29 protein-coding genes and 1 riboswitch are annotated in these 26,620 nt (G+C 72.5%); of the genes, 15 read left to right on the forward strand and 14 right to left on the reverse strand.

The window, feature by feature from the left end:
* Window positions 1-34: 34 nt before the first annotated feature.
* From IE260_RS18890 to IE260_RS18905, 4 genes are all read right to left on the reverse strand, one after another.
* Complete coding sequence (locus IE260_RS18890) at window positions 35-418, reverse strand: hypothetical protein (protein ID WP_189873678.1); 384 nt, start codon at window positions 416-418, stop codon at window positions 35-37.
* Window positions 419-583: 165 nt separating this feature from the next.
* Window positions 584-1,141, reverse strand: coding sequence for a hypothetical protein (locus tag IE260_RS18895; protein ID WP_189873385.1), 558 nt, complete (start codon window positions 1,139-1,141; stop codon window positions 584-586).
* A gap of 86 nt (window positions 1,142-1,227) precedes the next feature.
* Entirely contained in the window at window positions 1,228-1,731 is a 504-nt protein-coding gene (locus IE260_RS18900) for a hypothetical protein (RefSeq protein WP_189873387.1), read from the reverse strand.
* 133 nt (window positions 1,732-1,864) lie between these two features.
* Entirely contained in the window at window positions 1,865-3,484 is a 1,620-nt protein-coding gene (locus tag IE260_RS18905; RefSeq protein WP_229880877.1) for a beta-N-acetylhexosaminidase, read from the reverse strand.
* A gap of 218 nt (window positions 3,485-3,702) precedes the next feature.
* On the opposite strand from IE260_RS18905, the gene IE260_RS18910 reads away from it, so the two are divergent.
* The 9 genes from IE260_RS18910 to IE260_RS18950 all read left to right on the forward strand — a co-directional run bounded on the left by IE260_RS18910 (window position 3,703) and on the right by IE260_RS18950 (window position 10,135).
* Entirely contained in the window at window positions 3,703-4,215 is a 513-nt protein-coding gene (locus IE260_RS18910) for a 2-oxo-4-hydroxy-4-carboxy-5-ureidoimidazoline decarboxylase (protein ID WP_189873682.1), read from the forward strand.
* A gap of 212 nt (window positions 4,216-4,427) precedes the next feature.
* Complete coding sequence (gene sdhC / locus IE260_RS18915) at window positions 4,428-4,808, forward strand: succinate dehydrogenase, cytochrome b556 subunit (protein WP_189873389.1); 381 nt, start codon at window positions 4,428-4,430, stop codon at window positions 4,806-4,808.
* A gap of 5 nt (window positions 4,809-4,813) precedes the next feature.
* Window positions 4,814-5,296, forward strand: a complete 483-nt coding sequence (locus IE260_RS18920) for a succinate dehydrogenase hydrophobic membrane anchor subunit (protein ID WP_189873391.1) — start codon at window positions 4,814-4,816, stop codon at window positions 5,294-5,296.
* Between the two features lie 19 nt (window positions 5,297-5,315).
* Window positions 5,316-7,070, forward strand: a complete 1,755-nt coding sequence (sdhA, locus tag IE260_RS18925; RefSeq protein ID WP_189873393.1) for a succinate dehydrogenase flavoprotein subunit — start codon at window positions 5,316-5,318, stop codon at window positions 7,068-7,070.
* Window positions 7,070-7,831 (forward strand): succinate dehydrogenase iron-sulfur subunit, encoded by a 762-nt coding sequence (locus IE260_RS18930; protein ID WP_189873394.1) that lies wholly within the window; start codon window positions 7,070-7,072, stop codon window positions 7,829-7,831. Before sdhA ends, IE260_RS18930 begins: the two co-directional genes overlap by 1 nt.
* Before the next feature lie 116 nt (window positions 7,832-7,947).
* On the forward strand, window positions 7,948-8,358 hold the full coding sequence (locus IE260_RS18935) for a VOC family protein (protein WP_189873396.1): 411 nt from the start codon (window positions 7,948-7,950) through the stop codon (window positions 8,356-8,358).
* 109 nt (window positions 8,359-8,467) lie between these two features.
* Window positions 8,468-8,875, forward strand: coding sequence for a hypothetical protein (locus tag IE260_RS18940; RefSeq protein ID WP_189873398.1), 408 nt, complete (start codon window positions 8,468-8,470; stop codon window positions 8,873-8,875).
* Between the two features lie 4 nt (window positions 8,876-8,879).
* Window positions 8,880-9,359, forward strand: a complete 480-nt coding sequence (locus IE260_RS18945; RefSeq protein WP_189873400.1) for a thiol-disulfide oxidoreductase DCC family protein — start codon at window positions 8,880-8,882, stop codon at window positions 9,357-9,359.
* An 11-nt stretch (window positions 9,360-9,370) separates the two neighbouring features.
* Window positions 9,371-10,135 carry a TetR/AcrR family transcriptional regulator gene (locus IE260_RS18950; RefSeq protein ID WP_189873402.1) on the forward strand — a complete coding sequence of 255 codons (765 nt, stop codon included), beginning with the start codon at window positions 9,371-9,373 and terminating at the stop codon, window positions 10,133-10,135.
* Between the two features lie 45 nt (window positions 10,136-10,180).
* Here the strand turns inward: IE260_RS18950 and IE260_RS18955 are convergent, their stop codons facing one another.
* Entirely contained in the window at window positions 10,181-11,503 is a 1,323-nt protein-coding gene (locus IE260_RS18955; RefSeq protein WP_189873404.1) for a metallophosphoesterase, read from the reverse strand.
* A 63-nt stretch (window positions 11,504-11,566) separates the two neighbouring features.
* Window positions 11,567-11,806, reverse strand: coding sequence for an SCO4848 family membrane protein (locus tag IE260_RS18960; RefSeq protein WP_188184088.1), 240 nt, complete (start codon window positions 11,804-11,806; stop codon window positions 11,567-11,569).
* Between the two features lie 91 nt (window positions 11,807-11,897).
* On the opposite strand from IE260_RS18960, the gene IE260_RS18965 reads away from it, so the two are divergent.
* Window positions 11,898-13,187 carry a D-alanyl-D-alanine carboxypeptidase family protein gene (locus IE260_RS18965; RefSeq protein WP_373303361.1) on the forward strand — a complete coding sequence of 430 codons (1,290 nt, stop codon included), beginning with the start codon at window positions 11,898-11,900 and terminating at the stop codon, window positions 13,185-13,187.
* On the opposite strand, the gene IE260_RS18970 is transcribed toward IE260_RS18965, so the two are convergent.
* The 4 genes from IE260_RS18970 to IE260_RS18985 are packed head-to-tail and all read right to left on the reverse strand — an operon-like array spanning window position 13,135 to window position 15,942.
* Window positions 13,135-14,040: a YihY/virulence factor BrkB family protein gene (locus IE260_RS18970; protein WP_189873407.1), complete on the reverse strand. Its 906-nt coding sequence runs from the start codon at window positions 14,038-14,040 to the stop codon at window positions 13,135-13,137. The genes IE260_RS18965 and IE260_RS18970 overlap by 53 nt on opposite strands.
* Window positions 14,028-14,498, reverse strand: a complete 471-nt coding sequence (locus IE260_RS18975; protein ID WP_189873409.1) for a GtrA family protein — start codon at window positions 14,496-14,498, stop codon at window positions 14,028-14,030. Before IE260_RS18975 ends, IE260_RS18970 begins: the two co-directional genes overlap by 13 nt.
* Entirely contained in the window at window positions 14,492-15,439 is a 948-nt protein-coding gene (locus tag IE260_RS18980; RefSeq protein WP_189873411.1) for a decaprenyl-phosphate phosphoribosyltransferase, read from the reverse strand. The genes IE260_RS18975 and IE260_RS18980 overlap by 7 nt, the downstream gene beginning before the upstream one ends.
* Window positions 15,436-15,942, reverse strand: a complete 507-nt coding sequence (locus IE260_RS18985; RefSeq protein ID WP_189873413.1) for a phosphatase PAP2 family protein — start codon at window positions 15,940-15,942, stop codon at window positions 15,436-15,438. Before IE260_RS18985 ends, IE260_RS18980 begins: the two co-directional genes overlap by 4 nt.
* Before the next feature lie 133 nt (window positions 15,943-16,075).
* Between IE260_RS18985 and dprE1 the strand changes: the two genes are divergently transcribed.
* Window positions 16,076-17,431 (forward strand): decaprenylphosphoryl-beta-D-ribose oxidase, encoded by a 1,356-nt coding sequence (dprE1, locus tag IE260_RS18990; protein WP_189873415.1) that lies wholly within the window; start codon window positions 16,076-16,078, stop codon window positions 17,429-17,431.
* A gap of 19 nt (window positions 17,432-17,450) precedes the next feature.
* Window positions 17,451-18,206: a decaprenylphospho-beta-D-erythro-pentofuranosid-2-ulose 2-reductase gene (gene dprE2 / locus IE260_RS18995; protein WP_189873417.1), complete on the forward strand. Its 756-nt coding sequence runs from the start codon at window positions 17,451-17,453 to the stop codon at window positions 18,204-18,206.
* Between the two features lie 30 nt (window positions 18,207-18,236).
* Here dprE2 and IE260_RS42605 read toward each other — a convergent pair whose 3' ends face one another.
* The 3 genes from IE260_RS42605 to trpS form a co-directional block, all read right to left on the reverse strand.
* A complete protein-coding gene (locus IE260_RS42605; protein ID WP_189873420.1) occupies window positions 18,237-20,510 on the reverse strand; it encodes a protein kinase domain-containing protein in 2,274 nt (757 codons plus the stop codon).
* A gap of 37 nt (window positions 20,511-20,547) precedes the next feature.
* On the reverse strand, window positions 20,548-21,129 hold the full coding sequence (locus IE260_RS19005) for a 2'-5' RNA ligase family protein (protein WP_189873422.1): 582 nt from the start codon (window positions 21,127-21,129) through the stop codon (window positions 20,548-20,550).
* A gap of 173 nt (window positions 21,130-21,302) precedes the next feature.
* Window positions 21,303-22,316 carry a tryptophan--tRNA ligase gene (gene trpS, locus IE260_RS19010; RefSeq protein ID WP_189873424.1) on the reverse strand — a complete coding sequence of 338 codons (1,014 nt, stop codon included), beginning with the start codon at window positions 22,314-22,316 and terminating at the stop codon, window positions 21,303-21,305.
* Window positions 22,317-22,405: 89 nt separating this feature from the next.
* Between trpS and IE260_RS19015 the strand changes: the two genes are divergently transcribed.
* The 3 genes from IE260_RS19015 to IE260_RS19025 all read left to right on the forward strand — a co-directional run bounded on the left by IE260_RS19015 (window position 22,406) and on the right by IE260_RS19025 (window position 24,731).
* The gene (locus IE260_RS19015; RefSeq protein ID WP_189873426.1) at window positions 22,406-23,020 is read left to right on the forward strand and encodes an RNA polymerase sigma factor; all 615 of its coding nucleotides are present in this window, start codon (window positions 22,406-22,408) and stop codon (window positions 23,018-23,020) included.
* Window positions 23,013-23,888 carry a hypothetical protein gene (locus IE260_RS19020; protein WP_189873428.1) on the forward strand — a complete coding sequence of 292 codons (876 nt, stop codon included), beginning with the start codon at window positions 23,013-23,015 and terminating at the stop codon, window positions 23,886-23,888. Before IE260_RS19015 ends, IE260_RS19020 begins: the two co-directional genes overlap by 8 nt.
* A 129-nt stretch (window positions 23,889-24,017) precedes the next feature.
* Complete coding sequence (locus IE260_RS19025; protein WP_229880884.1) at window positions 24,018-24,731, forward strand: hypothetical protein; 714 nt, start codon at window positions 24,018-24,020, stop codon at window positions 24,729-24,731.
* A gap of 221 nt (window positions 24,732-24,952) precedes the next feature.
* Here IE260_RS19025 and IE260_RS19030 read toward each other — a convergent pair whose 3' ends face one another.
* Window positions 24,953-26,401, reverse strand: a complete 1,449-nt coding sequence (locus IE260_RS19030; protein WP_189873432.1) for a glycine hydroxymethyltransferase — start codon at window positions 26,399-26,401, stop codon at window positions 24,953-24,955.
* Between the two features lie 31 nt (window positions 26,402-26,432).
* Window positions 26,433-26,540, reverse strand: a riboswitch (ZMP/ZTP riboswitch).
* Window positions 26,541-26,620 lie beyond the last annotated feature (80 nt).

Genomic DNA, 26,620 nt, shown 5'->3' on the forward strand with positions numbered 1-26,620 from the left:
CGGGGACCGCACCCGTACGGTCCCCGGCAGGCCGTCACCCGCCCGTCGCCTGCCGGCACAGCAGCCGCAGCGACCCGTCCCCCGCGAAGCAGCGGCGGGCCTCGTCGATGGGGTCCCACAGGCGCCCGTCGGGGGTGCGGACCCAGTGGTCACCGCCCGCCGACCACCACTCGGCGCCGGCCTGACGCACGATCACCTCACCGGCGTACGCGCCGAGACCGCGCAGTACGGTCTCCACCGCGGCGTACGGCGCCTGCTCGGCCCGGATGCCCTCGATCAGGCGGTCCACGCGCCACAGACTCCGGGCCGAGTAGTCCAGACGCAGCCGCGCGCCCTCGCGCAACGTGGCCACCGCGTCCGCCGCCCACCGCACCGGTTTGGCCGCGGCCGACGGCCGGGTCTCCTGCTGAGTCGTCAATCCGCTGGTCACAGTCGTCACATCCGCTAGAGCGTCGACCGGCGGCGTTTCGTCACTCGGATCCGGCGGTGGTCCCGCAACGGGTGCAGGACCGCCCCACCTCCCCCACGAGCAGCGCATCTCCGCCGCGCACTCCCCGCACGACGCTCACAGACGCCGGTGGTTTCACACCCGGCCGCGGGCCCGCCGGGACACCACCGCGCGCAGCACCCGGCGCCCCTCCGTGGCGACCTCCAGAGCCCCGCGCAGCCCGGTCGTACCGTGCCCGGCGAGCAGTTCCAGGACGGTGACCTGGCGGCGCAGTTCGGCGGCCACGAGTGGCGACAGTCCCTCCGTACGGCCCTCCCGGCCGACGTCGGCGCCGGAGGCGGCGTCGGACGCCGGATCGAGGAGCCGGTGGATCCTGAGCGAGGCGACGGAGCAGGCGTCGGCCCACACCCGTACCTCGGCGGCGCCGCGCCCGACCGGCGCGGCGGCCAGCATCCGGCGGGCCAGCAGCACGGCCTCGTCCTCGTCGGCCGCGTCGGGACCGGCGAGCTTGCCGCGCACCTGTTCCAGTCCCTCTCCCCAGTCGCCCCCGTCGCCGTCGGCGAGGGTCGCCCACAACGGACGCAGGACGTCGTCGTCACCGTCCAGCAGGGGTACGCACCGATCCAGACAAGCCAGTCCGCTCGCGGCCAGTCCGCGTGCGTCGGCCTGCGCGATCAGTTCCACCAGGCTCATCCAGCGTCTCCCTCTTCATGCCGCTTCACCTGCTCGCAGCCACGGAACCCGCACTTCCCCCTACTGCGTGCGACGGCCCGGGAGTGTCACAGGGGCACCACGCCCAGCCGGTCCAGGAACCGGAAGAAGAGGTTTTCGGCCAAGGGATCGGGGTCGGCCGACAGCACGTCGAGCAGGTCGTCGGCGCTCGCGGTGCGCCCGGCCTCGGCCGCCCAGGCGACCGCGCGGTCGGCGGCGTCACGGGGCTCCAGGAAGTAGTCCTCCAGCGTCAGCCCCTCGTTCTCGGCGCCGAGGTATCCGGCCATCGCGGCCCGCGCCAGACAGGTGGTCCACGCCCCGCTCCCCGGCGCCGCCGCCTCCACGACCACGCAGTCGCTGTCCATGACGTAGCCGAACAGGGCGGGCGCGCCGGTCTGCGCTGCCAGGTCGTTCATGTTGCCGACGTCGCCGTCGCCGCCCGGGAACTCCCACACCTGCCAGCCGTCCGGCGCGGACACCCGCAGGGTCATGTCCGCGGCGCCCGCCAGCGCGTCCAGTTCCGCGAGCGGCCGCTCGGCGCGGCCCACGACGAAATACCCCCAGTAGCCCATGTCCCGGCTCCCCCCGGCGTGTCCGTTCGGCTCGCCCAAACACCACCACAGCCGTACGGGGGTTCGCAGCCGGATCGGACAATCCGTACGGGACCGGCGGTGCGGGACCCTCGGTGGGCGGACCGCCGCGGGGTCAGTCCAGCCGGTTCGCCAGTGTCCGGAACTCCGCCCAGGACAGCTCCGGCCGGTCCGGGTCCCACAGCTTCTGGACGGTCGCCGCCAGCGGCAGCCGGATCCCGTCGGCGACCTGGGCCTGCGTCTGGGAGTTCGGCAGGTCGCCCCATACGGCGAAGCTGCCGCCGAGGATCTGGTCGTCGTACCTGGCGTCGACCGGCTGGGTGCCGCGCAGGACGCGGGGGGTCCACTGCTCGTAGATGCGCTGTCCGGTCGGGTAGACGAAGGTCTGCGGCTGTCCGAGCACGTAGTAGAGGAACTCGTCGTTGTAGTTCAGGACCTTGCGGCCCTCGCGCAGGTACTCGACAGGCTGCCGGGCGCCGATCTCCTTGCCGGTCCAGTAGGCGACCTGGATGTCGTCGGCCGGCTTGACGGAGGTGTCGCGGAGGAATCCGTCGTTCCAGGCCCGCGGCGTCCGGTCGTGGGCGCGGACGGTCTCGGCGCGGCCGTTGAGCCAGCCGGTGGTGAGGTCGGCGACGGTGGCGCCGGGACCGTACGCCTTGCGGGCGGCGGCGGCCAGCTGGGGGTAGGACGCCTCGGGGTCGGGCACCACGAGCGCCTGGTACTCGTCGGCGCCCAGGTGCCACTGGGAGCCGGGGAAGAGGTCGGCGTACTCGTTCAGCAGGTCGTCGACGATCTCGGCCGACTCCGGCTTGGAGATGTCGATCGCGCCGCGGGTGGGCGTGCCCTGCGCGTTGCGCAGCTGGAGGTCGGGGTGGGCGGCGATCACGGCGCCGAGGTGGCCGGGCGAGTCGATCTCGGGGACGACGGTGATGTGGCGGGACGCGGCGAGATCGATGATCTCCTTCATCTCGGCCTTGGTCAGATGGTCCTCGGAGACGATCTCCGGGTGCGAGTCGGACTCGATGCGGAACGCCTGGTCGTCGGAGAAGTGCAGGCCCAGCTCGTTGAACTTCAGGTCGCCCAGCTCGCGGATCCGGTCCTTGATCCAGTCGGCCGTGAAGTGCTTGCGTGCGATGTCCAGCATGAGCCCGCGCCGCGGCTTGTCCGGCTCGTCCCGCACGACGCCCTCCGGCGCCGTGCCGCCGTCGTCGACCGCCTGCTTCAGGGTGCGGGTGCCGTAGTAGACGCCCGCCTCGGCCGGGCCGCTGACGGTGACGCGCCCGTCGCGCACCGTCATGGTGTACGACTCGGCGTCCGCGCTCTTGTCGCCCTTGAGTTCCAGCCGCAGGTCCCCGGCCCGGGCGTCGCCCTTCTCGCCCGCGTAGGCCATCCCCAGCTCGCCGGCGATCAGGCGCCCCTCGTCGGCGAGGCCGGCGTCGGCGACGACGACGCGGTGGCCGCGCTCCGGCTGCCAGCCGGGGCCGCGCGCCGGGGTGTGGTCGCGTACGGCGGGGATGGTGCGCGGTTCCTGCGACAGGGGGTACGAGCGCGTGGGGCTGGGCGTCGGTGCGGCCACGGAGACGCCGTCGGTGGACCGCGCGGAGCCCGCGGGGCCGCCGTCACCGCCGGCGGCCCACAGGCCTGCGCCGACACCGACCGCGGCGACCGCCGCGGCGGCGATCACGGCCCGCTGCCTCACCTGTCGCGCCGGAGTCCGGCGTCCGTGCTGGCTCACGTCGCCAACCTACGGCCGTCGGCGACGGCATGCGTCCACCACACGTTCCGAAACTCTCCCGTTCGGGTGAAATTCGGGCAGCCGTCGGACACCTCATGCCCCCATTCGATAACGTGGCGCCACATCTCTCACACAATCCCCTGCCGACACACACGTGACGCCCACGAGGACCCACGCTGCCTGCGCACCGTCTTCCAGATCTCTCCGGCCGAGTCGCCATACCGGTACGAGTGCAAACCTGCGGCACATCCTCGCCGCTGGAGCACTTCAACAGCGCTCCCGCCGACGTCGCCGCCCAGTCCCTGCTCACCTGCCTGAACAGCCACCGCTGGGCCCACCGCATCGCCTCCCACCGCCCCTACCCCGACCTGCCCTCCCTCCTGGCGGCCGCGGACGAGGCGTCGTACGACCTGGCCCCGGAGGACCTGACGGAGGCCCTGGCGGCGGAGGCGCTGCCGCCACTGCCCGAGGACACGTACGCCGTCGCCCACACGGCCCTGAGTGCGGCGCATGCCGCGTACGAGGCCCGTTTCGGACACGCATTCGTCATCTGCCTGGATGGCCTTCCTGTGACCGAGGCCCTGGATCACGTACTCGGAGACATTCGGTCACGATTGACCAACGATCCGGAGGAGGAACGCCTGGTTGCGGCAGAGCAACTCCGCCGCCTGGCAAGGGGCAGGCTGACCGGCATGCTCAGGGGCGCGGGGAACTGCGCGACCAGCCACTGACGGCCCGAACCCGGCGAACCGGACAAGCCCCCCACTTCCTCGCCTCCGGATAAGCCACCCGCGTGCAAGTTTGATCACACCGGCAGGCCCCCCGTAAGCGCCGCAGGCAACCGTCGCTACGATGCTGGGGGCCGGTGGACCGTACCCGGCCGGGCCCGACCGACACGAGAAAGCCGGCGCGGCCCCAATCCCCGCTCCCGGAGGAAACTTCCGTGCCGGCTGGAACGCTGTACCGCGGCCGGGAAGGAATGTGGTCCTGGGTGGCTCACCGAGTCACCGGCGTCCTCATTTTCTTCTTCCTGTTCGTTCACGTGCTGGACACCGCCCTCGTCCGTGTGTCCCCCGAGGCCTACGACAAGGTCGTGGCCACGTACAAGTCGCCGATCGTCGCGCTGCTGGAGTACGGCCTCGTCGCCGCCATCCTCTTCCACGCGCTCAACGGTCTGCGCGTCATCGCCGTCGACTTCTGGGTCAAGGGCGCTCGCTACCAGAAGCAGATGCTCTGGACCGTCGTCGCCCTGTGGGTCGTGCTGATGCTCGGGGCGATCTACCCCGTCCTCGGCCACGCCGCTCGTGAACTGTTCGGGAGCTGACGCCAATGTCCACGACTGAATCCACCGCTTCCGGGATCGGCCCCGTCGAGGGTGCCTCCGTGTACACCGTCGACAACCCGGCGCCGCTGATCGAGGCCCCCCGCCGGCGCACCAAGAAGACCCCGAAGACCACGCGCGGCAACTTCGAGATGGTCGCCTGGCTCTTCATGCGCCTGTCCGGCGTGGTGCTGGTCGTCCTGGTGATCGGCCACCTGCTGATCCAGCTGGTGCTGGACGGCGGCGTCTCCAAGATCGGCTTCGCCTTCGTGGCCGGCCGCTGGGCCTCGCCGTTCTGGCAGGTCTGGGACCTGCTGATGCTGTGGCTCGCCATGCTGCACGGCGCCAACGGCCTGCGCACGGTCATCAACGACTACGCGGAGCGCGCGAACACCCGTCTGTGGCTCAAGGGCCTGCTCTACACCGCCACGGTGTTCACCATCCTGCTGGGCACGCTGGTGATCTTCACCTTCGACCCGAACATCCGCTAGGCACGGGGCTGCGAGAATCATGAAGATCCACAAGTACGACACCGTCATCGTCGGCGCCGGCGGCGCCGGTATGCGGGCCGCCATCGAGGCGACCAAGCGCAGCCGCACGGCCGTCCTGACGAAGCTCTACCCCACCCGCTCCCACACGGGCGCCGCGCAGGGCGGCATGGCCGCCGCGCTGGCCAACGTGGAGGAGGACAACTGGGAGTGGCACACCTTCGACACGGTCAAGGGCGGTGACTACCTGGTCGACCAGGACGCCGCCGAGATCCTGGCGAAGGAGGCCATCGACTCCGTCCTCGACCTGGAGAAGATGGGCCTGCCGTTCAACCGCACCCCGAACGGCACCATCGACCAGCGCCGCTTCGGCGGTCACTCCCGCAACCACGGCGAGGCCCCGGTCCGCCGCTCCTGCTACGCGGCCGACCGCACCGGCCACATGATCCTCCAGACGCTGTACCAGAACTGCGTCAAGGAGGGCGTGGAGTTCTTCAACGAGTTCTACGTCCTGGACCAGCTGATCACCGAGGTCGACGGCGTCAAGCACTCGGCCGGTGTCGTGGCGTACGAGCTGGCGACCGGCGAGATCCACGTCTTCCAGGCGAAGTCCGTGATCTACGCCTCCGGCGGCACCGGCAAGTTCTTCAAGGTGACGTCCAACGCGCACACGCTGACCGGTGACGGCCAGGCCGCCGTGTACCGGCGCGGGCTGCCGCTGGAGGACATGGAGTTCTTCCAGTTCCACCCGACCGGCATCTGGCGCATGGGCATCCTGCTGACGGAGGGCGCCCGCGGTGAGGGCGGCATCCTCCGCAACAAGGACGGCGAGCGCTTCATGGAGAAGTACGCGCCGGTCATGAAGGACCTCGCCTCGCGTGACGTCGTCTCCCGCTCCATCTACACGGAGATCCGCGAGGGCCGCGGCTGCGGTCCCGAGGGCGACCACGTCTACCTGGACCTGACCCACCTCCCGCCGGAGCAGCTGGACGCCAAGCTGCCCGACATCACGGAGTTCGCGCGCACCTACCTGGGCATCGAGCCGTACACGGACCCGATCCCGATCCAGCCGACCGCGCACTACGCGATGGGCGGCATCCCGACCAACGTCGAGGGCGAGGTCCTGGCGGACAACACCACCGTCGTGCCGGGCCTGTACGCGGCCGGCGAGGTCGCCTGCGTGTCGGTGCACGGCGCCAACCGCCTGGGCACCAACTCGCTGCTGGACATCAACGTCTTCGGCAAGCGGGCCGGCATCGCCGCCGCGGAGTACGCGCAGAAGGCGGACTTCGTCCCGCTGCCCGAGGACCCGGAGTCCCTCGTCGTCGGGCAGATCGAGCGGCTGCGCACCTCCACCGGCAACGAGCGGGTCGCGGAGCTGCGCCGCGAGCTGCAGGAGACCATGGACGCCAACGTCATGGTGTTCCGCACCGAGCAGACGATCAAGACGGCGGTCGAGAAGATCGCCGAGCTGCGCGAGCGCTACAAGAACGTGGCGATCCAGGACAAGGGCAGGCGGTTCAACACCGACCTGCTGGAGGCCGTCGAGCTGGGCAACCTGCTCGACCTGGCCGAGGTCATGGCGGTCTCCGCCCTCGCCCGCAAGGAGTCGCGCGGCGGTCACTACCGCGAGGACTACCCGAACCGCGACGACGTCAACTTCATGCGCCACACCATGGCGTACCGCGAGGTCGGCGACGACGGCACCGAGTCCATCCGTCTCGACTACAAGCCGGTCGTCCAGACCCGCTACCAGCCGATGGAGCGTAAGTACTGATGGCTACCCCCGTTATGGACAAGGTGCAGGCGGACGCCACCGCCTCGCCGTACATCACGGTCACTTTCCGCGTCCGGCGCTTCAACCCCGAGGTCTCGGCCGAGGCGACCTGGGAGGACTTCCAGCTCGAGCTCGACCCGAAGGAGCGCGTCCTCGACGGCCTCCACAAGATCAAGTGGGAGCAGGACGGAACGCTGACCTTCCGGCGTTCCTGCGCCCACGGCATCTGCGGGTCCGACGCCATGCGGATCAACGGCAAGAACCGTCTGGCCTGCAAGACGCTGATCAAGGACATCAACCCGGAGAAGCCGATCACGGTCGAGCCCATCAAGGGCCTGACGGTCCTGAAGGACCTCGTGGTCGACATGGAGCCGTTCTTCCAGGCGTACCGGGACGTGATGCCCTTCCTGATCACGAAGGACACCAACGAGCCGACGCGTGAGCGTCTGCAGTCCGCCGAGGACCGCGAGCGCTTCGACGACACGACGAAGTGCATCCTCTGCGCCGCCTGCACGTCCTCCTGCCCGGTCTTCTGGAACGACGGCCAGTACTTCGGTCCGGCGGCCATCGTCAACGCCCACCGCTTCATCTTCGACTCGCGTGACGAGGCCGGCGAGCAGCGGCTGGAGATCCTCAACGACCGTGACGGCGTGTGGCGCTGCCGCACGACCTTCAACTGCACGGACGCCTGCCCGCGTGGCATCGAGGTCACCAAGGCGATCGCGGAGGTGAAGCGGGCGCTGATCACGCGCCGCTTCTGACCAGCCGTTCCCCGTACGTCCCCGAGGGCCCCGCTTCCGCCGGAAGCGGGGCCTTCGGGCATTTTCGGAACCCGCCAATCACGGGTTCCGGCCGATGATCGCCCTACTCTGACGGCATGTCAGATGACGAGTCCTACGAGCTGCTCGGGTTCGACAACGTACTGCTGCCCGTCGGAGACCTCGGTGAGGCCGTCGGGTTCTACGAACGCGCCGGGTTCCCCCTGGCCTTCCGGCTCGACGAGGCCGGGATCGCGCTGCTGAAGGTCGGAGGGGAGACGCCGGGCATCCTGCTGCGCGCGGAGGAGGAGTTCGGGCGCCGTCCGCCGCTCTGGCCCTCCGCGCGGGTGTGGCTGGAGGTGCCGGACGCCCGGACGGCGGACCGCGCCCTGCGCGAGGTGGGCATCGTGCCGCTCGACGAGCCGTTCCCCGTGGCCACCGGATGGACCGTGGAGTTCGCCGACCCGTGGGGCAACGTCATCGGTCTCACGGACTACTCCAAGCGCCGGGAGCTCGGCCGCCGGCCGTGACGCCGACGCCGTGACGCGGACCACTCCGCCCTTGAGTTGAACACGTTCAAAAGCAGGTCTAGAGTCTGCCCCGTCAGCGTTTTGAACGCGTTCAAGAAGGGGTGGGGCAATGGACCGCACCGTCATCGCCTACGTCATCTACCTGGTCGTCAGCATCGGCCTGACCGTCTGGGTGGCCCGCACGCTCAGCCGCAACGGACGGGTCTTCCTCGCCGACGTCCTGCACGGCAACGAGAAGCTCGCGGACGCCGTCAACCACCTCCTGGTGGTCGGCTTCTACCTCGTCAACCTCGGCTTCGTGGCCCTGTACCTGAGCGACGACGAGACGATCACCGACACCCGCGGGATATTCGAGGCCCTGTCGACCAAGCTGGGCGTGGTGCTGCTCGTGCTGGGCGTGATGCACCTGGGCAACGTGTACGTGCTCAACCGGATCCGGCGGCGCGGTGTGATGGAGCGCGAGCAGCTGCCGCCGGTCGAGCCGCAGGGCTGGGTGGCCCCGACGGCGGGGGCCTGACCCGATGGCTCCCGCTCGGGCGACGGCCGGCGCCCCGGTGCGCCGGCTCACCGTCCTCTACGACGCCGAGTGCGCCCTGTGCACCTTCGTCCGCGACTGGCTGCTGCGGCAGCCGAGGCTGGTGCCGCTGGAGCTCGTGCCGGCGGGGTCCGACGAGGCCCGGCGCCGGTTCCCCGGACTGGACCACGCCGGCACCCTGGACGAGGTCACCGCCGTCGGCGACGCCGGGCAGGTCTACCGGGGCGCCGCCGCCTGGATCGTCGTCCTGTGGGCGCTGCGCGAACACCGGCCGCTCGCCCACCGGCTCAGCACCCCCGCGGGGGCGAGGCTGGCCAAGGGCGCGGTCCTGGCCGCCGCCAAGTGGCGGGGCGGGCAGTGGGGAGGCAAGGCCTACCGCCGGGCCGACGGGTGGACCTACGACCCGCGCGCGGGGTGGTCGTACGCCGGGCCCGGCTGTGACAACGGCACCTGTGTCACTCGTTAGGCTCTGGTCCTGTGCCTGCGAAGAACGACGGCCCCGACGAGGCGGCCCCACTCAGCAAGTCCGAACAGACCCGCGCGCTGATCCTGGAGACGGCCATGCGGCTGTTCCAGGAGCGCGGCTACGACCGGACGACGATGCGGGCCATCGCCCAGGAGGCCGGGGTCTCCGTGGGCAACGCCTACTACTACTTCGCGGGCAAGGAACACCTGATCCAGGGCTTCTACGACCGGATCGCCGCCCAGCACCAGGAGGCGGTCCGGGAGGTCCTGGCCCGGGAGACCGACCTGGAGGCGCGGCTCGCTGGCGTGCTGAAGGTGTGGCTGGACATCGCCACGCCGTACCACGAGTTCGCGGTGCAGTTCTTCAAGAACGCCGCCGATCCGGACAGTCCGCTCAGCCCCTTCTCCCCGGAGTCGGAGCACGCGCGCGTGGAGGCCATCAGCGTGCACCGGGCGGTGCTGGCCGGGGCGAAGACCAAGGTGCCGGAGGACCTGCGGGACATCCTGCCCGAGCTGATGTGGCTCTCGCAGATGGGGCTCGTCCTGTACTGGGTCTTCGACCGGACTCAGGGGCGCGAGCGCAGCTACCGGCTCGCCGAGCGCGGCGCCCGGCTGACCGCGCGGGGCGTCGCGCTTGCCCGTTTCCGCGTGCTGCGCCCCCTGGTGCGCGAGGTGCACGAGCTGTTCACGGACTTCCTGCCGGGCATGACGAAGGCACTCCCGGACCCGGCGAAGAAGGGGACACCCGATGCGGGGGACGGGCCCGGGCGTGCCTGAGCGGTCGCCCGGTGGCGTCGGCCGGGGACCGGCAGCGGGACCCCGTCAGGCCTGACGGGACGCCAGCTCGATCACCGTGATGTCCGAGGGCGCCCCCACACGCGTGGGCGGGCCCCAGGCGCCCGCGCCCCGGCTGACGTACAGCTGGGTGTCGCCGTAGCGCTCCAGGCCCGCGAGCGTCGGGTTGGCGGCGCCCGCGATGAGGTTGCCGGGCCAGAGCTGGCCGCCGTGGGTGTGGCCGGAGAGCTGGAGGTCGACGCCGTGGTCGACGGCGTCGTGGATCTGCACCGGCTGGTGGGCGAGCAGCACGCACGCGCGTGTCCGGTCCCGGTCGCCGAGGGCCTTCGCGTAGTCGGGGCCCTGGCCCTCGTCCTCGCCGGCCACGTCGTTGACGCCCGCGAGGTCGAAGTGGGGCAGCTCGGTGCGCGCGTTCTCCAGCGGGAGCAGGCCGAGCCGCCGTACCTCCGCCACCCATTGCTCGGCGCCGGAGAAGTACTCGTGGTTGCCCGTGACGAAGTACGCGCCGTGCCGGGCCCTCAGCCGGGCCAGCGGGGCCGCCGCCGGCCCGAGGTCCTTCACGCTGCCGTCGACCAGGTCGCCGACGACGGCGATGAGGTCGGGCTGCGTGGAATTGATCGTGTCGACGACCTTCTGCGCGAAACCCCGGCCGAGGACCGGGCCGAGGTGGATGTCGCTGACCACGGCGATGCGGAAGCCGTGCGCCGCGCGCGGGAGCTTGGCCAGCGGCACGGTGACCCGCTTCACCTTCGGGCCGCTCAGCACGCCGTACGTGCCGTACCCGACGGTCCCGACGGCCGCCGCGGCGGCGGCGCCGGCGACGACGCGGGAGACGAACAGGCGGCGGGAGGGCACGGCGAGGGGGCTCGGGGGCGGGGCGTCCGGCGGGCCGTCGGGCGTGGGGGGCGGCTCCGGGGCATCGGTCCTCGGCGGCGCGGTCGCCGCCGGTATGCGCTCCGGGGCCGCGGCCTTCGGCGCCTGCTGACGGGCGCTCTCCGCCGGGACCGGCTCCGACCGCGGTGCGGCGGCCCGCCGGGCCGGCAGCCGTCGCAGCACGGGCCGTACGACCTCACCGGCCAGTACGGCCAGCAGCAGGTAGATCGACAGGGCCAGCCACAGGAAACCGGGCCAGGCCAGGACGCGCTGGAGCCAGAACGGGGCGCCGGTGCGCTCGGCCACCAGCGCGCCGACGGCCAGTGCCCAGCCCCCGGCGATCACGACGGCGCCGATGCGGCGGACGGGTCCGGGGCCCCGGGTGGTGTCGCGGAACAGGCGCCGCCACACGTACCAGTTCGCCGCCACCAGCACGCTCACCACGGCCAGCGCGACGAGCGCGAAGACGACCACCATGCCGTCGTTTCCCCTCCGTTGTGACGTCCAGGGACGTCCATGGCCTCCGGCTGCGGCGTCCGGCTATGACGTTCGGCGCAGTGCGCGCAGTCCGCGCAACCCGATGACCCCGATGATCGTCCCCAATACGAAGGAGACGACGGCGAGCAGCAGGTGCACCCAGAAGTAGGCCGTGGGTTCGCCGTCCTCGAAGGCGAGCCCGCTGCTGTCCTTGATCAGATTATTGACGAAAGTGATCCAGATGAACCAACTCCACACCCCGAAGGCGAGCAGGAACCAGGAGACGGGGCGGCTGAGCTTCATGGGTCCAGTATCGCCGTCCCGTGTCCGGTTCCGTGTCCGGGGTGGGGAGGGGGCCGGGACTCCGCCGCGCCCGGCGGGTACGTTCTCGCTCGTGCCCGCACCCAAGAAGACCCTCAGGCGATCCCTGCTGGTCGCCTCCGCCGTCCTGACCACCCTGTCGTCCCTGGCGATCACGGCGCCCGCCGCGCATGCCGCGCCGAGTCCCTCGGCGAGCCCGTCGGCCACGCCCCCGGCGTCGATGTCGACCGTGGGCGGCGCCCGGCTCGGCAAGCCCGGGACACAGGTCGATCTCGCGGGCGGAGCGCCCGTCCTGCCCAAGGACCTCACCGCACGCTCGTGGATCGTGGCCGACGCCGAGTCCGGGGAGGTCCTCGCGGCGCACAACGCGCACTGGCGGCTGGCCCCGGCGAGCACGCTGAAGATGCTGTTCGCCGACACGCTGCTGCCGAAGTGGCCGAAGACCACCAAGCACAAGGTCGAGGTGTCCGACCTCGCGGGCGTCGGCGCCGGCTCCAGCATGGTCGGGATCAAGGAGGAGGAGACCTACACGGTCCACGACCTGTGGCTCGGGGTCTTCCTGCGGTCCGGCAACGACGCCGTGCACGTGCTGTCCGCGATGAACGGCGGGGTCGACAAGACGGTGCAGGAGATGAACCGGCACGCCGAGGAGCTCCAGGCCGGCGACACGGAGGTGGTCAGCCCCGACGGCTACGACGCGCCGCGCCAGGTCTCTTCCGCGTACGACCTGACGCTGTTCGCCCGCTCGGGCCTGCAGAAGAAGGACTTCCGCGAGTACGCCTCCACGGTCCGCGCGAAGTTCCCGGGCCGGACCACGAAGGACAAGAAGGGCAAGACGTCCCGCGAGTCCTTCGAGATCCAGAACACCAACCGGCTGCTGACCGGCGACTCGGGCCTGGACGTCTACCCGGGCATCGCGGGGGTGAAGAACGGCAACACCACCCACGCCGGCGCCACCTTCACCGGCGTCGCCGAGCGGGGCGGCAAGGTGTTGCTCGTCACGGTCATGAACCCGGCGAAGGACGAGCACAACGAGGTGTACAAGGAGACCGCCCGGCTCTTCGACTGGGGTTTCCAGGCGGCCGGCAAGGTGAAGCCGGTGGGCGAGCTGGTGCCGCCGAGGAGCGCCGCCCGGACGGACTCCAAGCCCGGGGCGGACGCCTCCGGCGAGGCCGGGGGCACCGGCAAGGGCGCCGCCGGGTCGAAGCCCGTGGCGGGCGCCCCGGCCGCGGACGGCTCCAGCGGCGTCGCGATCGCGGCGGCCGTCGCCGGCGGGCTGCTGGTCCTGCTCGCGGGCGGCGCGTTCCTGGTCAACCGCCGTTGGCCGCTGCCGGACCTGGTGCGTCGCCGGCCCCGTCCGTGAGCTCCGCCTCCTTGCTCTGCGTCGCCGTCCAGGCGGCGCAGAACAGCACCAGCTTCGAGGTGAAGTTGATCCACAGCAGCAACGCGATGGGGACGCCGAAGGTGCCGTACATGCTCTTCGTTGCCACGCCCTGCATGTAGCCGCTGAGCAGCAGCTTCAGCAGCTCGAAGCCGACCGCGCCGATCAGGGCGGCCACCACCAGGCGGCGCCTGGTCGGCTCGACGCCCGGCAGCAGGGTCAGGACGTAGAGCAGCACCAGGAAGTCGGCGAGCGCGGCGACGGCGAACGCGGCGATGTACAGCAGGGCCCCGCCGAAGCCGCCCTCGATGCCCAGTTGGCGGATGATCCAGCCGACCAGCGCGGAGGCCACGGTGGAGATGCCGATGGTGACCAGGAGCGCGCCGCCGAGGCCGACCAGGATGCCCGCGTCCTTGGCCCGGTGCAGGACCGGGTTCTCGTCCTCGTCGGGCAGTTCCCAGACCGCTCGCAGGCAGCCCCGCGTCGCTTCCACCCAGCCCATGCCGGTGAACAGCAGCAGGGCGCCGGCGACCACGGAGACGGTGCCCGCGTTCTGCACCAGGCTGTCGATGTTCAGCTGGTCGGAGATGCCGGGCACCTGTTCGGCGAGCTTGTCCTGCAGCTTGTCCTGCTGCTCGGTGCTGAGCGTGGAGGCGGCGATCGCGGCGGCCAGGGTGAGCAGCGGGAAGAGCGCGACGAAACTGGTGAAGGTCATGGCGGCGGCCAGCCGCGTCCACTTCACCCGGTCCAGCCGCTCGTACGACCGCCACGCGTGCGTGGCCATCAGCCGCGCCGCCCAAGGCCCCACGACGGGGAGCTTTTTCAGCCAGTCCATGATCCGACTCTGCCCCCGTTTCTCTCGGTCCATGGTCCCGGGCCGCCGCCGGTTCCTTCCCCGGCGCGGAAGACCAGTGTTCTTGTGCCCCAAAAACGCAGGATGGTGGCGAGCGCCATGCCGATTCCGGCGCCGGAGACGGTGTCCGCGCGCTGCGAGGTGAAGCCGAGGCCGTAGTGGCTGACGGCCAGGCACAGCAGCTGTACGGCGGCGCCGGCGACGTTCACCGCGAAGAACACGGCGTAGGCGCGCAGGCCGCCGGGCCGGGTGTGCCGGTAGGTGCCGAGCGCGTTGCCCGCGTACGCCACGGTGCAGCCCGCGACGAAGGAGAGCGCCTTGGCGGTGAGCGGGTCGAGTCCGGCCGGGCCGCGCAGGCAGGTGAACAGCGCCAGGTCGGCGGCGTAGGCGAGGAGTCCGGCCGCGGCGAAGCCGAGGAGTTCGCGCCGACGACCTACCAATTGGCCACCGCCAGGCCGTACATCGACACCCACACCACGCCGATCAGCGCCAGCGCCCGGTCGCGCAGGACGACGTCCTCGGGCTCCCCCGCCGTGCCGCGGTCGGCGAAGACGGCGTACCTCAGGACCGCGAGGATGAAGGCGACCATGGACAGCTGCCGCCACGGCAGCACGCTGGTGTGCGGGACGCCGCCCTCCTCCATGGCCCACAGGCAGTAGGCGAGGACGGCGACGCCGGCCGCGAGCTGCCAGACGAAGCGGAGGTAGCCGGTGGTGTACTCGGTGAGCAACGCGCGCGTCGCGCCCGCCTTCCCGGCCATCTGGACGGCTTCGGAGTAGCGCTTGGCCGACACCATGAACAGCGCGCCGAAACCGGTCGTGATCAGGAACCAGCGGGACAGCGGGATGCCGAGCGCGAGCCCGCCGATCATCGCCCGCATCAGGAAGCCGGTGGTGACGACGGCGAGGTCGACGACCAGGACGTGCTTGAGGCTGACGCAGTACGCCAGTTGCATGCCGAGGTAGGCGGTCAGCACGACGGCGACGGCGGGCGGGCACAGCCAGGCCGCGACGACGGGCGCGAGCACGCCCAGGGTGCCCCCGACGGCGTAGGCGACCGGTACCGGGACCTGTCCGGCGGCGATCGGCCGGTGCCGTTTGACCGGGTGGGCGCGGTCGGCCTCGGCGTCACGGGCGTCGTTGACGAGGTAGACCGCGGCGGCGCAGGTGGTGAACAGGACGAAGACGAGGGCGAGCCGGGCCAGGGAGTGACCGGAGAACAGCTCGCCGGCGGCGGCCGGGGCGGCGACGACCAGGACGTTCTTGATCCATTGCCGGGGACGTGCGGTCCTGAGCAGACCGCGCGGGAGGCCACCCTTGCGGGGCGGCGCGGATGGCTGTTCCTCGGGGGCACGCTGCCGCAGGACGGCCGTGTCGGTCACGGGGTGCCTCCTGTCATCCAGCGGGCGCCGAGCCGGGCGGTGAGCACGCCCAGGGCCGCGCCCGCGGCCACGTCCGAGGGGTAGTGGACGCCGACGACCAGCCGCGACACGCACACCGCCGCGGCGAGCGGCCAGGCCGCGTGCGCTCCGAGCGCGCCGAAGGCGACGGCGGCCGCCGCGGCGGAGGTGGCGTGCGAGCTGGGGAAGGAGTGCCGGCCCGCCGTACGCACCAGGGGCTCGACGTGCGCGGGGCGCGGGCGGCGCACGATCCGCTTCAGCCCCATGCTGGCGAGGTGTGCGCCCGCGGTGAGTGCGGTGCCGCGCAGCCAGGCGTCGCGCCGCGCCCGATCCACGGCGGCTCCGGCGAGGCCGGCCGCGAGCCACAGCGCGCCGTGCTCCCCCGCCCAGGACAGGGCGCGGGCGGCGCCGGCCACGCGCGGGTCACCGCCGCACGCTCTGAGCACCGAGACGATCCGGTGGTCCATGTCGTCGAGGTCGTCCATGTGGACTCACTGTTCACGCCGACGGCATCCGAAGTCCGGCAATATCGAGCGACATACCATTAATCACCCGTTTCGGGGAGAGGCATGAGGTTTCACAACCGACCAGTCACATAGGGGCGATACGGTCACCGGCATGTCTGCCGACACCGTTCCCGTCACCGGCTGGGGCCGTACGGCGCCCACCACCGCCCGGCTGATCCGCCCACGGACGTACGAGGAGGCCGTGGCCGCGGTCCGGGACTGCGGAGCCCGCGGCGGCATCCCCCGGGGCCTGGGACGGGCGTACGGGGACGCGGCGCAGAACGCGGGCGGCGCCGTGCTCGACATGACCGGCCTGGACCGCATCCACGCCATCGACGCCGACGGCGGCACCGTGCGGTGCGACGCGGGCGTCTCCCTGCACCGGCTGATGGAGGTGCTGCTGCCGCTCGGCTGGTTCGTTCCGGTGACGCCCGGCACCCGCTACGTGACGGTCGGCGGGGCGATCGGCGCGGACATCCACGGCAAGAACCACCACGTGTCCGGGTCCTTCGCCCGCCACGTCCTGTCCCTGGAACTGCTCACCGCCGACGGCGGGATCCGCACCGTCGCCCACGGCACGCCCCTGTTCGACGCCACCGCCGGCGGCATGGGCCTGACCGGTGTGATCCTCACCGCGACCGTGCGGCTCCAGCCGGTCGAGACCTCGCTGATGACGGTCGACACCGAACGCGCCGGTGATCTCGACGACCTGATGGCCCGTCTGACGGCCGGCGACCACCGCTACCGCTACTCGGTGGCCTGGATCGACCTGCTCGCCCGCGGCGCCGCGACCGGCCGCGCGGTCGTCACCCGCGGCGACCACGCGCCCCTGGACGCGCTGCCCGCCGGCACGCGCGCCCGGAGGGAGCCGCTGGCCTTCCGCACCTCCCGCCTGCCGCCCGCCCCCTCCTTCGTGCCCGGTGGCCTGCTCAACCGGACGACGGTGGGGATCTTCAACGAGCTCTGGTACCGGAAGGCACCACGCGCGCGTACCGGTCAGCTGCAGCGGATCTCCACCTTCTTCCACCCCCTGGACGGCGTGCCCCACTGGAACCGCGTCTACGGCCGCGGCGGCTTCGTGCAGTACCAGTTCGTCGTCGGCCACGGCCAGGAGGACGCACTGCGCCGGATCGTGCGCCGCATCTCCGCCCGCCGCTGCCCGTCCTTCCTGGCCGTCCTCAAACGCTTCGGGGACGCCGACGCGGGCTGGCTCTCCTTCCCCGCACCCGGCTGGACGCTGGCCCTGGACATCCCGGCGGACCTGCCCGGCCTCGGTACCTTCCTCGACGAACTGGACGAGGAGGTCGCCTCGGCCGGCGGCCGGGTCTACCTCGCCAAGGACTCCCGGCTGCGGCCCGAACTGCTCGCCGCGATGTACCCGCGCCTGGCCGACTTCCGCGCGCTGCGCGCGGAACTGGACCCGCGCGGGGTCTTCGTCTCCGACCTGGCCCGTCGCCTCCACCTCTAGGCAACCTCTAGGAGCTGTCGTGAAGGACGCCTTCGGCACCCCCCAGTCCCTCCTCGTCCTCGGCGGTACGTCCGAGATCGCCCTCGCCACCGCACGCCGTCTGATCGCCCGCCGCACCCGCACCGTCTGGCTGGCCGGCCGTCCCTCCCCCGCCCTGGACGGGGCCGCCGAGCGGCTGCGCGGCCTGGGCGCCGAGGTGCACACGGTCGACTTCGACGCCCTCGACCCCGATTCCCACGAGTCGGCGCTCGGCAAGGTGTTCGCCGAGGGCGACGTCGACATGGTGCTGCTCGCCTTCGGCATCCTCGGCGACCAGGCGCACGACGAGCGGGACCCGGCCGGCGCGGTGCGGGTCGCGCAGACCAACTACACCGGCGCGGTCTCCGCCGGCCTGATCACGGCCCGCTCGCTCCAGGCCCAGGGCCACGGTTCCCTGGTGGTGCTCTCCTCCGTCGCCGGTGAGCGCGCCCGCCGCGCCAACTTCATCTACGGCTCCAGCAAGGCCGGACTGGACGCCTTCGCCCAGGGCCTGGGCGACGCGCTGCACGGCACGGGCGTGCACGTCATGGTCGTACGCCCAGGGTTCGTCCGGTCCCGGATGACCGCCGACCTGGAGGAGGCACCCTTCGCGACGACCCCGGAGGCCGTCGCGAGCGCCATCGAGCTGGGGCTGCGGCGGCGCTCGGAGACGGTGTGGGTGCCCGGTGCGCTGCGCGTGGTGATGTCGGCGCTGCGGCACCTGCCGAGGGCGGTGTTCCGGCGGCTGCCGGTGTAGGGGCCGGCCGGGACCAGGGGCCGTCCGGCGTCAGGCGCGGACGTCGTGGGCGCTCACGCCCCCGTACCCGCGCAGGTACAGCAGGTCGCCGTAGGCCCAGTGCGGCTGGTGGTCGCCCGGACAGGAGCCGGACGACTCGTCGGACCACACCTCGTGGCCGTCGGCCAGGCGCAGCACGTGCAGCCGACGGCTGTCGTCGAGGAACAGCAGGCCCCCTTCGGACACCGTGGGGAAGCCGATCCGGTGCTCGGTCTCCGTGCGCCACAGCAGCCGTCCGTCGGCCGCGTCGTGGGCGAACGCCAGCCGGCCCATGACGGACCACAGCACGCCGTCGGCGATTCCGGCGTGGACGACCAGCGGCTTCTCGCGGCCACCCGGTACGGACGCCGTCCACAGCGACCGGCCCGTACGGGCGGCGAACGCCCAGGTGCCCCTGTTCGTCACCACGGCGACCACGGCCCCGTCCGGGCTGCCGGACACCGCGCCGACGGCCCCGCGAGGTCTGCGGCTGCGCCACAGGACGGTGCCGGTGGCACCGTCACGGCAGGTCAGTCCCCTCAGCGGGCTCCAGATGACGACACGCTCGCCGAGGGAGACGGACGCGTCCGCGCGCTCCCGCCACCGGGCGCCCGTGTCCGTCGCCAGTCCCAGGGAGACCAGTTGCCGGTAGCCCTGGACGAACAGCCGCTGGGGGGAGACCCAGATGGTCGTGCCCCATCTGTTGTAGGCCTGGTCGTTGGTCTCGAACGGAGCCGTGACGTGCTCGCCGGTGGCCGGGTCCAGCAGATGGATGTGCTCCCAGGTGGGCACCGAGTGGTCGACGGTCTCCGGGGCCATGTCGCGCCGAGCGTGGCGCAGGGCCACCCACCGCTGCGGGGTGTCGGTGACGAGCAGTCGGGCTCCGTCCAGCAGCGAGGCGGACCGCTCCGGCTTGTCCCACCGCGCCCACAGAGCGCCTCCGTCCGTCGCGCGATGGCCGCTCACCCGGCCGGTGTCGTCGGCGACCACGAAGACGTCGCCGGCTGCCACCGGCCCCGCCGCCACGGTCTCGAAACCCGTATCGGCCGTCCAGCGCTCGGCCCCCGTGGCCGCGTCCAGACCGTGCAGGCGGCCGTCGGCCGCCACGCACACCACGCCGCCGCCGTCCCGTGTGTCCGCGACGGCGGGGCCCCGGATCTCCGGGGGCCCGGCCTCGCGTTCGGCGGCGGGAGCCGTCCACGCCCACGGCCGGTGGCGCGCCGGCGCTTCGGAGTCCCCCGGCCCGGCGGTCGGCCGCCGCCCGGGCGCGGCGACCGTGACGACGGTCGGCGCGGGGTCGGACGTGGCGTCACGTGCGGCCTCCGTCATGGCATCCCGCCCGGGGCGTGCCCCCGGGGCGGGCGGCGTGGGACGCAACGGCACCGGTGCCGACGCCTCCGCCTCGGCACCGGCGAGCAGGTCCCTGACCGCGGGTGCCAGCAGGTCGGCGAAGGGACGCGGCGCACCGGCCCGGCCGACCCGCTCGGCGCACAGCGCGGCCAGCTCGGGCAGGGCGGGACGCGCGCCGGGGTCGAGGGCGAGCCCGGCCTGCGCCAGGGCGGCCAAGGGGGCGTCGAGGCCCGACAGGTCGGGCGGCTCGTGCAGGACGTGGGCGATGTACTCGACCAGCGTTCCGCCGCGGAACGGGCCGCGGCCGCTGCCCGCGTACACCAGGAGGCAGGTCAGCGCGAAAACGTCCGCCGCCGGGCCGACGTCGCGCATGCCGCGCAACTGCTCGGGGGCGGCGTACCCCGGGGTTCCGGCCGCCTCGTGGGTGACGGTGAGGCGCGTGGCGTCGGTGAGCGAGGCGATGCCGAAGTCGATGACGCGGGGCCCGTCCTCGGCCAGGAGCACGTTCGACGGCTTGAGGTCGCGGTGCACAAGCCCTACGCCGTGCAGCGTGGCGAGCGCCTCGCACAGCCCGGTCCCGAGCCGCCAGACCGCCTCGGGGGCGAGCGGGCCGCCGCGGGCGACGACCGTGCCGAGGTCCGGACCGGGCACGTACTCGGTGGCGAGCCAGGGAAGCGGCGCACCGGGGTCCGCGTCGACGAGCGGTGCGGTGAAGAACCCCCCGGCCCGGCGCAGCGCCTCCACTTCGCGGCGGAACCGGGCTCGGAAGCCGTCGTGGTCGGCGATGTGCCGGTGCACCGTCTTCACCGCGACCCTGCGGCCCCCGGCGGTGAGTCCCAGGTAGACCGTGCCGAAACCGCCGGCGCCGAGCCGGCCCAGCAGCTCGAAGTCCCCCACCGCGGCCGGGTCCTCGGGCGTGAGCCCCGTAACCCCCACCCCTCGTCCCCTCCCCGTGCGCCCCGCGTCCCCTCGGTCAGTACGCGGTCAGACCGCCCCGTTCCAACGGGGCGCCGGCCTGCGGCGGCACCACCGCACCGCCGAACGCGTACTCGCGCAGCTTGCGCCAGACCCCGTCGGCGCCCTGCTCGTACAGGGCGAAGCCGGTGCAGATCCACTCGGCCTCGTAGTCGGCGAGCTCCTCGTACGCGCGGTCCATCGCGGCGTCGTCGATGCCGTGCGCCACCGTGACGTGCGGGTGGTACGGGAACTGCAGTTCGCGTGCCAGCGGCCCTGAGGCGTCCCGGACCTGCTGCTGCAGCAGGGCGCAGCCTTCGGCGCCCGTGGCCACCTGGACGAACACGACCGGCGACAGCGGCCGGAAGGTCCCGGTCCCGGCGAGCCGCATCGGGAACGGCCGGCCGGCCGCGGCGACCTCGGTGAGGTGCCCCTCGACGGCCGGCAGGTCGCCACTGTCGACCTCTGTCGGCGGCAGCAGCGTGACATGCGTGGGGATGCCGTGAGCCGCGGCGTCGCCGAAGCCCGCGCGCAGCTGCTGGAGCTCGCTGCCGTGAGGCTCCGGGACCGCGATCGACACGCCGATCGTTACGGTCCCCACGTCGTCTCCTGTCCTTCTGTCGGTGCCGTCGCCCACGGGCGGACGGAGGGGGCCGCCGATGCGACCACCCGGTTATCGACTGTACGGCCACGACCGTGCCGCGGGCAGGCACGAACGGAGTGATGTACAGCGCTCGCCGCGCGGTGGTACGGCACCGTGCCGGAGTGGTGCGGTCAGTGCTTGGCGGGCAGGAAGCCCACCATCTCGTAGGTCCGGGAGAGGGTCTCCGCGGCGACGGCGCGCGCCTTCTCCGCGCCCTTGGCCAGGATCGAGTCGAGCGTCTCCGGGTCGTCCAGGTACTGCTGGGTGCGCTCCCGGAACGGCGAGACGAACTCGACCATGACCTCGGCGAGGTCCGTCTTGAGCGCGCCGTAGCCCTTGCCGGCGTACTTCTCCTCCAGTTCCGCGATGCCCGCCCCGGTGAGGGTCGAGTAGATCGAGAGGAGATTGCTGACGCCCGGCTTGTTCTCCGGGTCGAAGCGGATCACGGTGTCCGTGTCGGTGACCGCGCTCTTGACCTTCTTGGCGGTGGTCTTCGGCTCGTCCAGGAGGTTGATCAGGCCCTTCGGCGTGGACGCCGACTTGCTCATCTTGATCGACGGGTCCTGGAGGTCGTAGATCTTCGCGGTCTCCTTCAGGATGTACGGCGAGGGGACGGTGAAGGTCTCGCCGAAACGTCCGTTGAAGCGCTCCGCGAGGTCCCGGGTCAGCTCGATGTGCTGGCGCTGGTCCTCGCCGACGGGGACCTCGTTGGCCTGGTAGAGCAGGATGTCCGCGACCTGGAGGATCGGGTACGTGAACAGGCCGACGGACGCGCGGTCGGCGCCCTGCTTGGCCGACTTGTCCTTGAACTGGGTCATGCGGGAGGCCTCGCCGAATCCGGTGAGGCAGTTCATGACCCAGGCGAGCTGGGCGTGCTCGGGGACGTGGCTCTGGACGAAGAGCGTGCAGCGCTCCGGGTCGAGTCCGGCGGCCAGCAGCTGGGCGGCGGCGAGCCGGGTGTTGGCGCGCAGCTCCTTCGGGTCCTGCGGAACCGTGATCGCGTGCAGGTCGACGACCATGTAGAACGCGTCGTGGGTCTCCTGCAGGGCCACCCACTGGCGGACGGCACCGAGGTAGTTGCCGAGGTGGAACGAGCCGGCGGTGGGCTGGATACCAGAGAGCACGCGGGGTCGATCAGAGGCCATGCTCACCATTCTCTCAGGTCGCGGCGGCCGCTCCGGAACTGGTCGGAAACAGATGGGAACCGATCGGTCCCCGGCGGTGTAACAAAGGTGTGAGGACGCGGGAGGGGGGCCGCATCGTCGATGAGGCCGCGGTGATCGCACGCGTACGCGCCGGGGAGCCGGAGGCGTATGCGCAGCTGGTGCGGGCCCACACGGCCATCGCGCTGCGGGCGGCCACCGCGCTCGGGGCGGGGGCGGACGCGGAGGACGTGGTGCAGCAGGCGTTCGTGAAGGCGTACTGCGCGCTGGGGCGGTTCCGGGACGGCACGGCGTTCAAGCCGTGGCTGCTGGCGATCGTGGCCAATGAGACGAGGAACACAGTGCGCACGGCCGCGCGCCAGCGCACGCTGGCCGACCGCGAGGCGGCGTTCGTGGAGGCGGAGCCGCTGATACCGGAGTCGGCGGACCCGGCGGTGGCGACCCTGCGGACCGAGCGCCGCTCGGCACTGCTGGCCGCGTTGGAACAGCTGAGCGAGGAGCATCGTCTGGTCGTCACCTATCGCTATCTGCTGGAGATGGACGAGTCCGAGACGGCCCAGGCACTGGGCTGGCCCCGGGGGACGGTGAAGTCCCGGCTCAGTCGTGCGCTGCGGAAGCTGGCCCGGCTGCTGCCGGACTTCCGGCCCGGGGACGAGCTCGGGGAGGGGGGTGAGGGGCGTGCGTGACGAGCCGGAGGCGTACGAGGGCGCCGGCGGGCTGCCGGAGGAGCTTCGGGCGCTGGGACGGTCGCTGGATCCGCCGGGGGCCGACGGCGGGGCGGGGCCGGAGACGATGGTCGAGCGGGTGCTGGGGCAGATACTCGCCGAGCGGGTGCCGGTCCCGGTGGCCGCGCCGGCGGGGCCTGCCGAGCGGCTGCGGGCGGTGCGGCGCTGGACGCGGATGCGGTGGCGTTCGCTGACGGCCGCCCTGTGCGGTCTGCTGACGGTGCTCCTGCTCACGCCCCCGGTGCGGGCGGTGGTCCTGGACTGGTTCGGCTTCGGCGGGGTCCAGGTGCGGTACGACCCGTCGGCCGCGCCGTCGCCGGGCGCCGAGGTGCCCGGCTGCGGGCGGTCGGTGCCGCTCGCCGAGGCCGGACGGCGGGCCGGGTTCGAGCCGGTGGTGCCGGCGGCGCTCGGTGCCCCGGACGCGGTGTCGGTCGGCGGGATGCCGAATGGGCGGTTCCTGGTGACTCTGTGCTGGCGCGGGGCGGCGGGCGGACAGGGTGGCACGGTCCGGCTGGACCAGTACCCGGCCCGGCTGGACATCGGCTTCGTCAAGACCGTGCGCGAGCAGCCGGAGTGGCTGTCGCTCGGCGGTGGCGGCACGGCCGGCGGGACGGCGGATCCGGCGCTGTGGTTCCCCCGGCCGCACCTGCTGAGTTTCTGGCTGGTGGACGCGGACGGGGAGCGCTACATGCGCCGGGAGCGCACGGCGGGGCCGACGCTGCTGTGGACCCATGGCGGCGGGGAGCTGTCGCTGCGTCTGGAGGGGGTGGCCTCCAGGGACCGGGCCGTGGAGGTCGCGGAGTCGCTGGAGCGGTCTCCCGCGAAATAGCCGGATGCGGGGTGGGAACCCCGGCGGCACGGGCGGTGTACCAGAAGTGACACGCGGCTCGGGGACGGGCCGCTCGGGTTCGGCGGAAGGGGGTTCTCCATGCGCAGGTGGTGGGTCAGGACTCGGGAAGTGGTGGCGTTGGCAGGGGCGTTGGCGGCGACGCTGGCCGTGATGGTGTGGGGTGCGTCGTCCGCCTCCGCCGGGGGACCGACGAGCGTGATGCTGGTCTCGCCGGAGAGCACGGAGACGGCATCGCTGTACTACTCCGACAGGGAGTACGGGGAATTGGAGCGGTTGCTGGGCCCGGTGGGCGCGGGCAGCCGGACCAAGCCTCCCGAGGCCGGCCTCGGGTCCGCCCGGCAGATCAATGTGACATGGCTGGTGCACGACGTGACGCCGTGGCGGGTGGACCGGGTCTACGCGGCGCTCGACGACCGGCAGGTCTGGATACACACCTCGACGGATGTCCCCGGCGCGATGCGGGGCACCTGGCACCGCGCCGAGCGGCCCGACCAGCTCCGTGCCCTGCTGAAGGAGCTGGGACTGACGGGCAAGGCGTCGCCCGAGGGCTCGTCCGGCATCTTCCCTGCACCGGAGGAGACGGGTGGGGCCGTGTCGGGCGGGGCCGTGACGGACGGAAGCGCCGCGGAGGCGGGGGCGTCCAAGGCGCCTGCCGCGCGGGCGGCCGGTTCGGCGGACGGGGGTACGGACTGGTGGTGGGCGGTGCCGGGCGCGGCGGCCGGGGCGGTGCTGGCGCTGGTGCTGCGGCCGCATGTCTCGCGGATACCGGCGGAGCTCCGCCGGCGCAGGGCGGAACCCCGGCAGGAGCTGTTCGACGCGTGAAGGCCGGCAGTGGCGCCGCAGACGGGCAGGCACCGGCGGGTCGGGGCCGGACGCGGTCTGGTGGGCGGCTCCGGGGCCGGACGCCGGGGCCGGCGGCACTCTGCTGGTACGCCGCGCGGCGGCCCGGCATGAGGCCGGCCCGCCGCGGGAGGAGCCACGTCAGGAGCTGATCGGTCTGTGAGCGCCGCCGGACAGGCCCGGCGGGGCGTCGACAGCCGGGGTCAGCCCAGGTCGATCTCCGGGTAGAGCGGGAAGCCGGTCACGAGGTCGGTGGCCCGGTGGGAGATCTCGTCCGCGACCTTGGGGTCGAGGATGTGCTGGGCCTTGGAGGGCGCGCCCTTGCTGGTGGTGCCCGGCTCGGTGGTGGTCAGGACGCGGTCGATGAGTCCGGCGACCTCGTCCATCTCGGCGGTGCCCAGGCCGCGGGTGGTCAGGGCGGGCGTGCCGATGCGGATGCCGGAGGTGTACCAGGCGCCGTTCGGGTCGGCCGGGATGGCGTTGCGGTTGGTGACGATCCCGGAGTCCAGCAGGGCGGCCTCGGCCTGGCGGCCGGTGAGGCCGTAGGAGGTGGCGACGTCGATCAGGTTGAGGTGGTTGTCGGTGCCGCCGGTGACGAGGGTCGCGCCTCGGCGCATCAGGCCCTCGGCGAGCGCGCGGGAGTTGTCGACGATGCGCTGGGCGTAGTCGCGGAAGGAGGGCTGGCGGGCCTCGGCCAGGGCGACCGCCTTGGCGGCCATGACGTGCGGGAGCGGGCCGCCGAGGACCATCGGGCAGCCGCGGTCGACCTGGTCCTTGAGGGAGTCGTCGCACAGGACCATGCCGCCGCGCGGGCCGCGCAGGGACTTGTGGGTGGTGGTGGTGACGATCTGGGCGTGCGGGACCGGGTCGAAGTCGCCGGTGAGGACCTTGCCTGCGACGAGGCCGGCGAAGTGGGCCATGTCGACCATGAGCGTGGCGCCGACCTCGTCGGCGATCTCACGCATGATCCGGAAGTTCACCAGACGGGGGTAGGCGGAGTAGCCGGCGACGATGATCAGCGGCTTGAACTCGCGGGCGGAGGCGCGCAGGGCCTCGTAGTCGATCAGCCCGGTGGCCGGGTCGGTGCCGTAGGAGCGCTGGTCGAACATCTTGCCGGAGATGTTCGGGCGGAAGCCGTGGGTGAGGTGGCCGCCGGCGTCCAGGGACATGCCGAGCATGCGCTGGTTGCCGAAGGCCCGGCGGAGCTCGGCCCAGTCGGCCTCGGAGAGGTCGTTGACCTGGCGGACGCCGGCCTTCTCCAGTGCGGGGGCCTCGACGCGCTGGGCGAGGACGGCCCAAAAGGCCACGAGGTTGGCGTCGATGCCGGAGTGCGGCTGGACGTAGGCGTGGCGGGCGCCGAAGAGCTCACGCGCGTGCTCGGCGGCCAGCGACTCGACGGTGTCGACGTTGCGGCAGCCGGCGTAGAAGCGGCGGCCGACGGTGCCCTCGGCGTACTTGTCGCTGAACCAGTTGCCCATCGCCAGGAGGGTTGCCGGGGAGGCGTAGTTCTCGGAGGCGATCAGCTTGAGCATCGCGCGCTGGTCGGCGACCTCCTGGCCGATGGCGTCGGCGACGCGGGGCTCGACGGTGCGGATCACGTCGAGGGCGGCGCGGTAGGCGGTGGAAGCGGTGGAGAGGGGCTCGGCGGGCATGGGGACCTCCGGACGTTGCGTTCAGCGTTCACGGTACGGCCCAGGCGCACGGCACATTGCCGGTCCCGGGGGGTCACGGGTCCGGGGGCCGCTTCCCGATGGTCGGTCCCATCCCAGCGCGCCAGTCACGGCCCGTGGTCAGCCTACCGGGCGGCACGCGGGGACGAACGCCGGCGTCCACCATGCGAGCGGGGGCGTCCGCCGGGTCGCTGCGGGGGG

The sequence above is a fragment of the Streptomyces viridiviolaceus genome, assembly GCF_014650995.1.
GTDB classification, from domain to species: Bacteria; Actinomycetota; Actinomycetes; order Streptomycetales; family Streptomycetaceae; genus Streptomyces; species Streptomyces viridiviolaceus.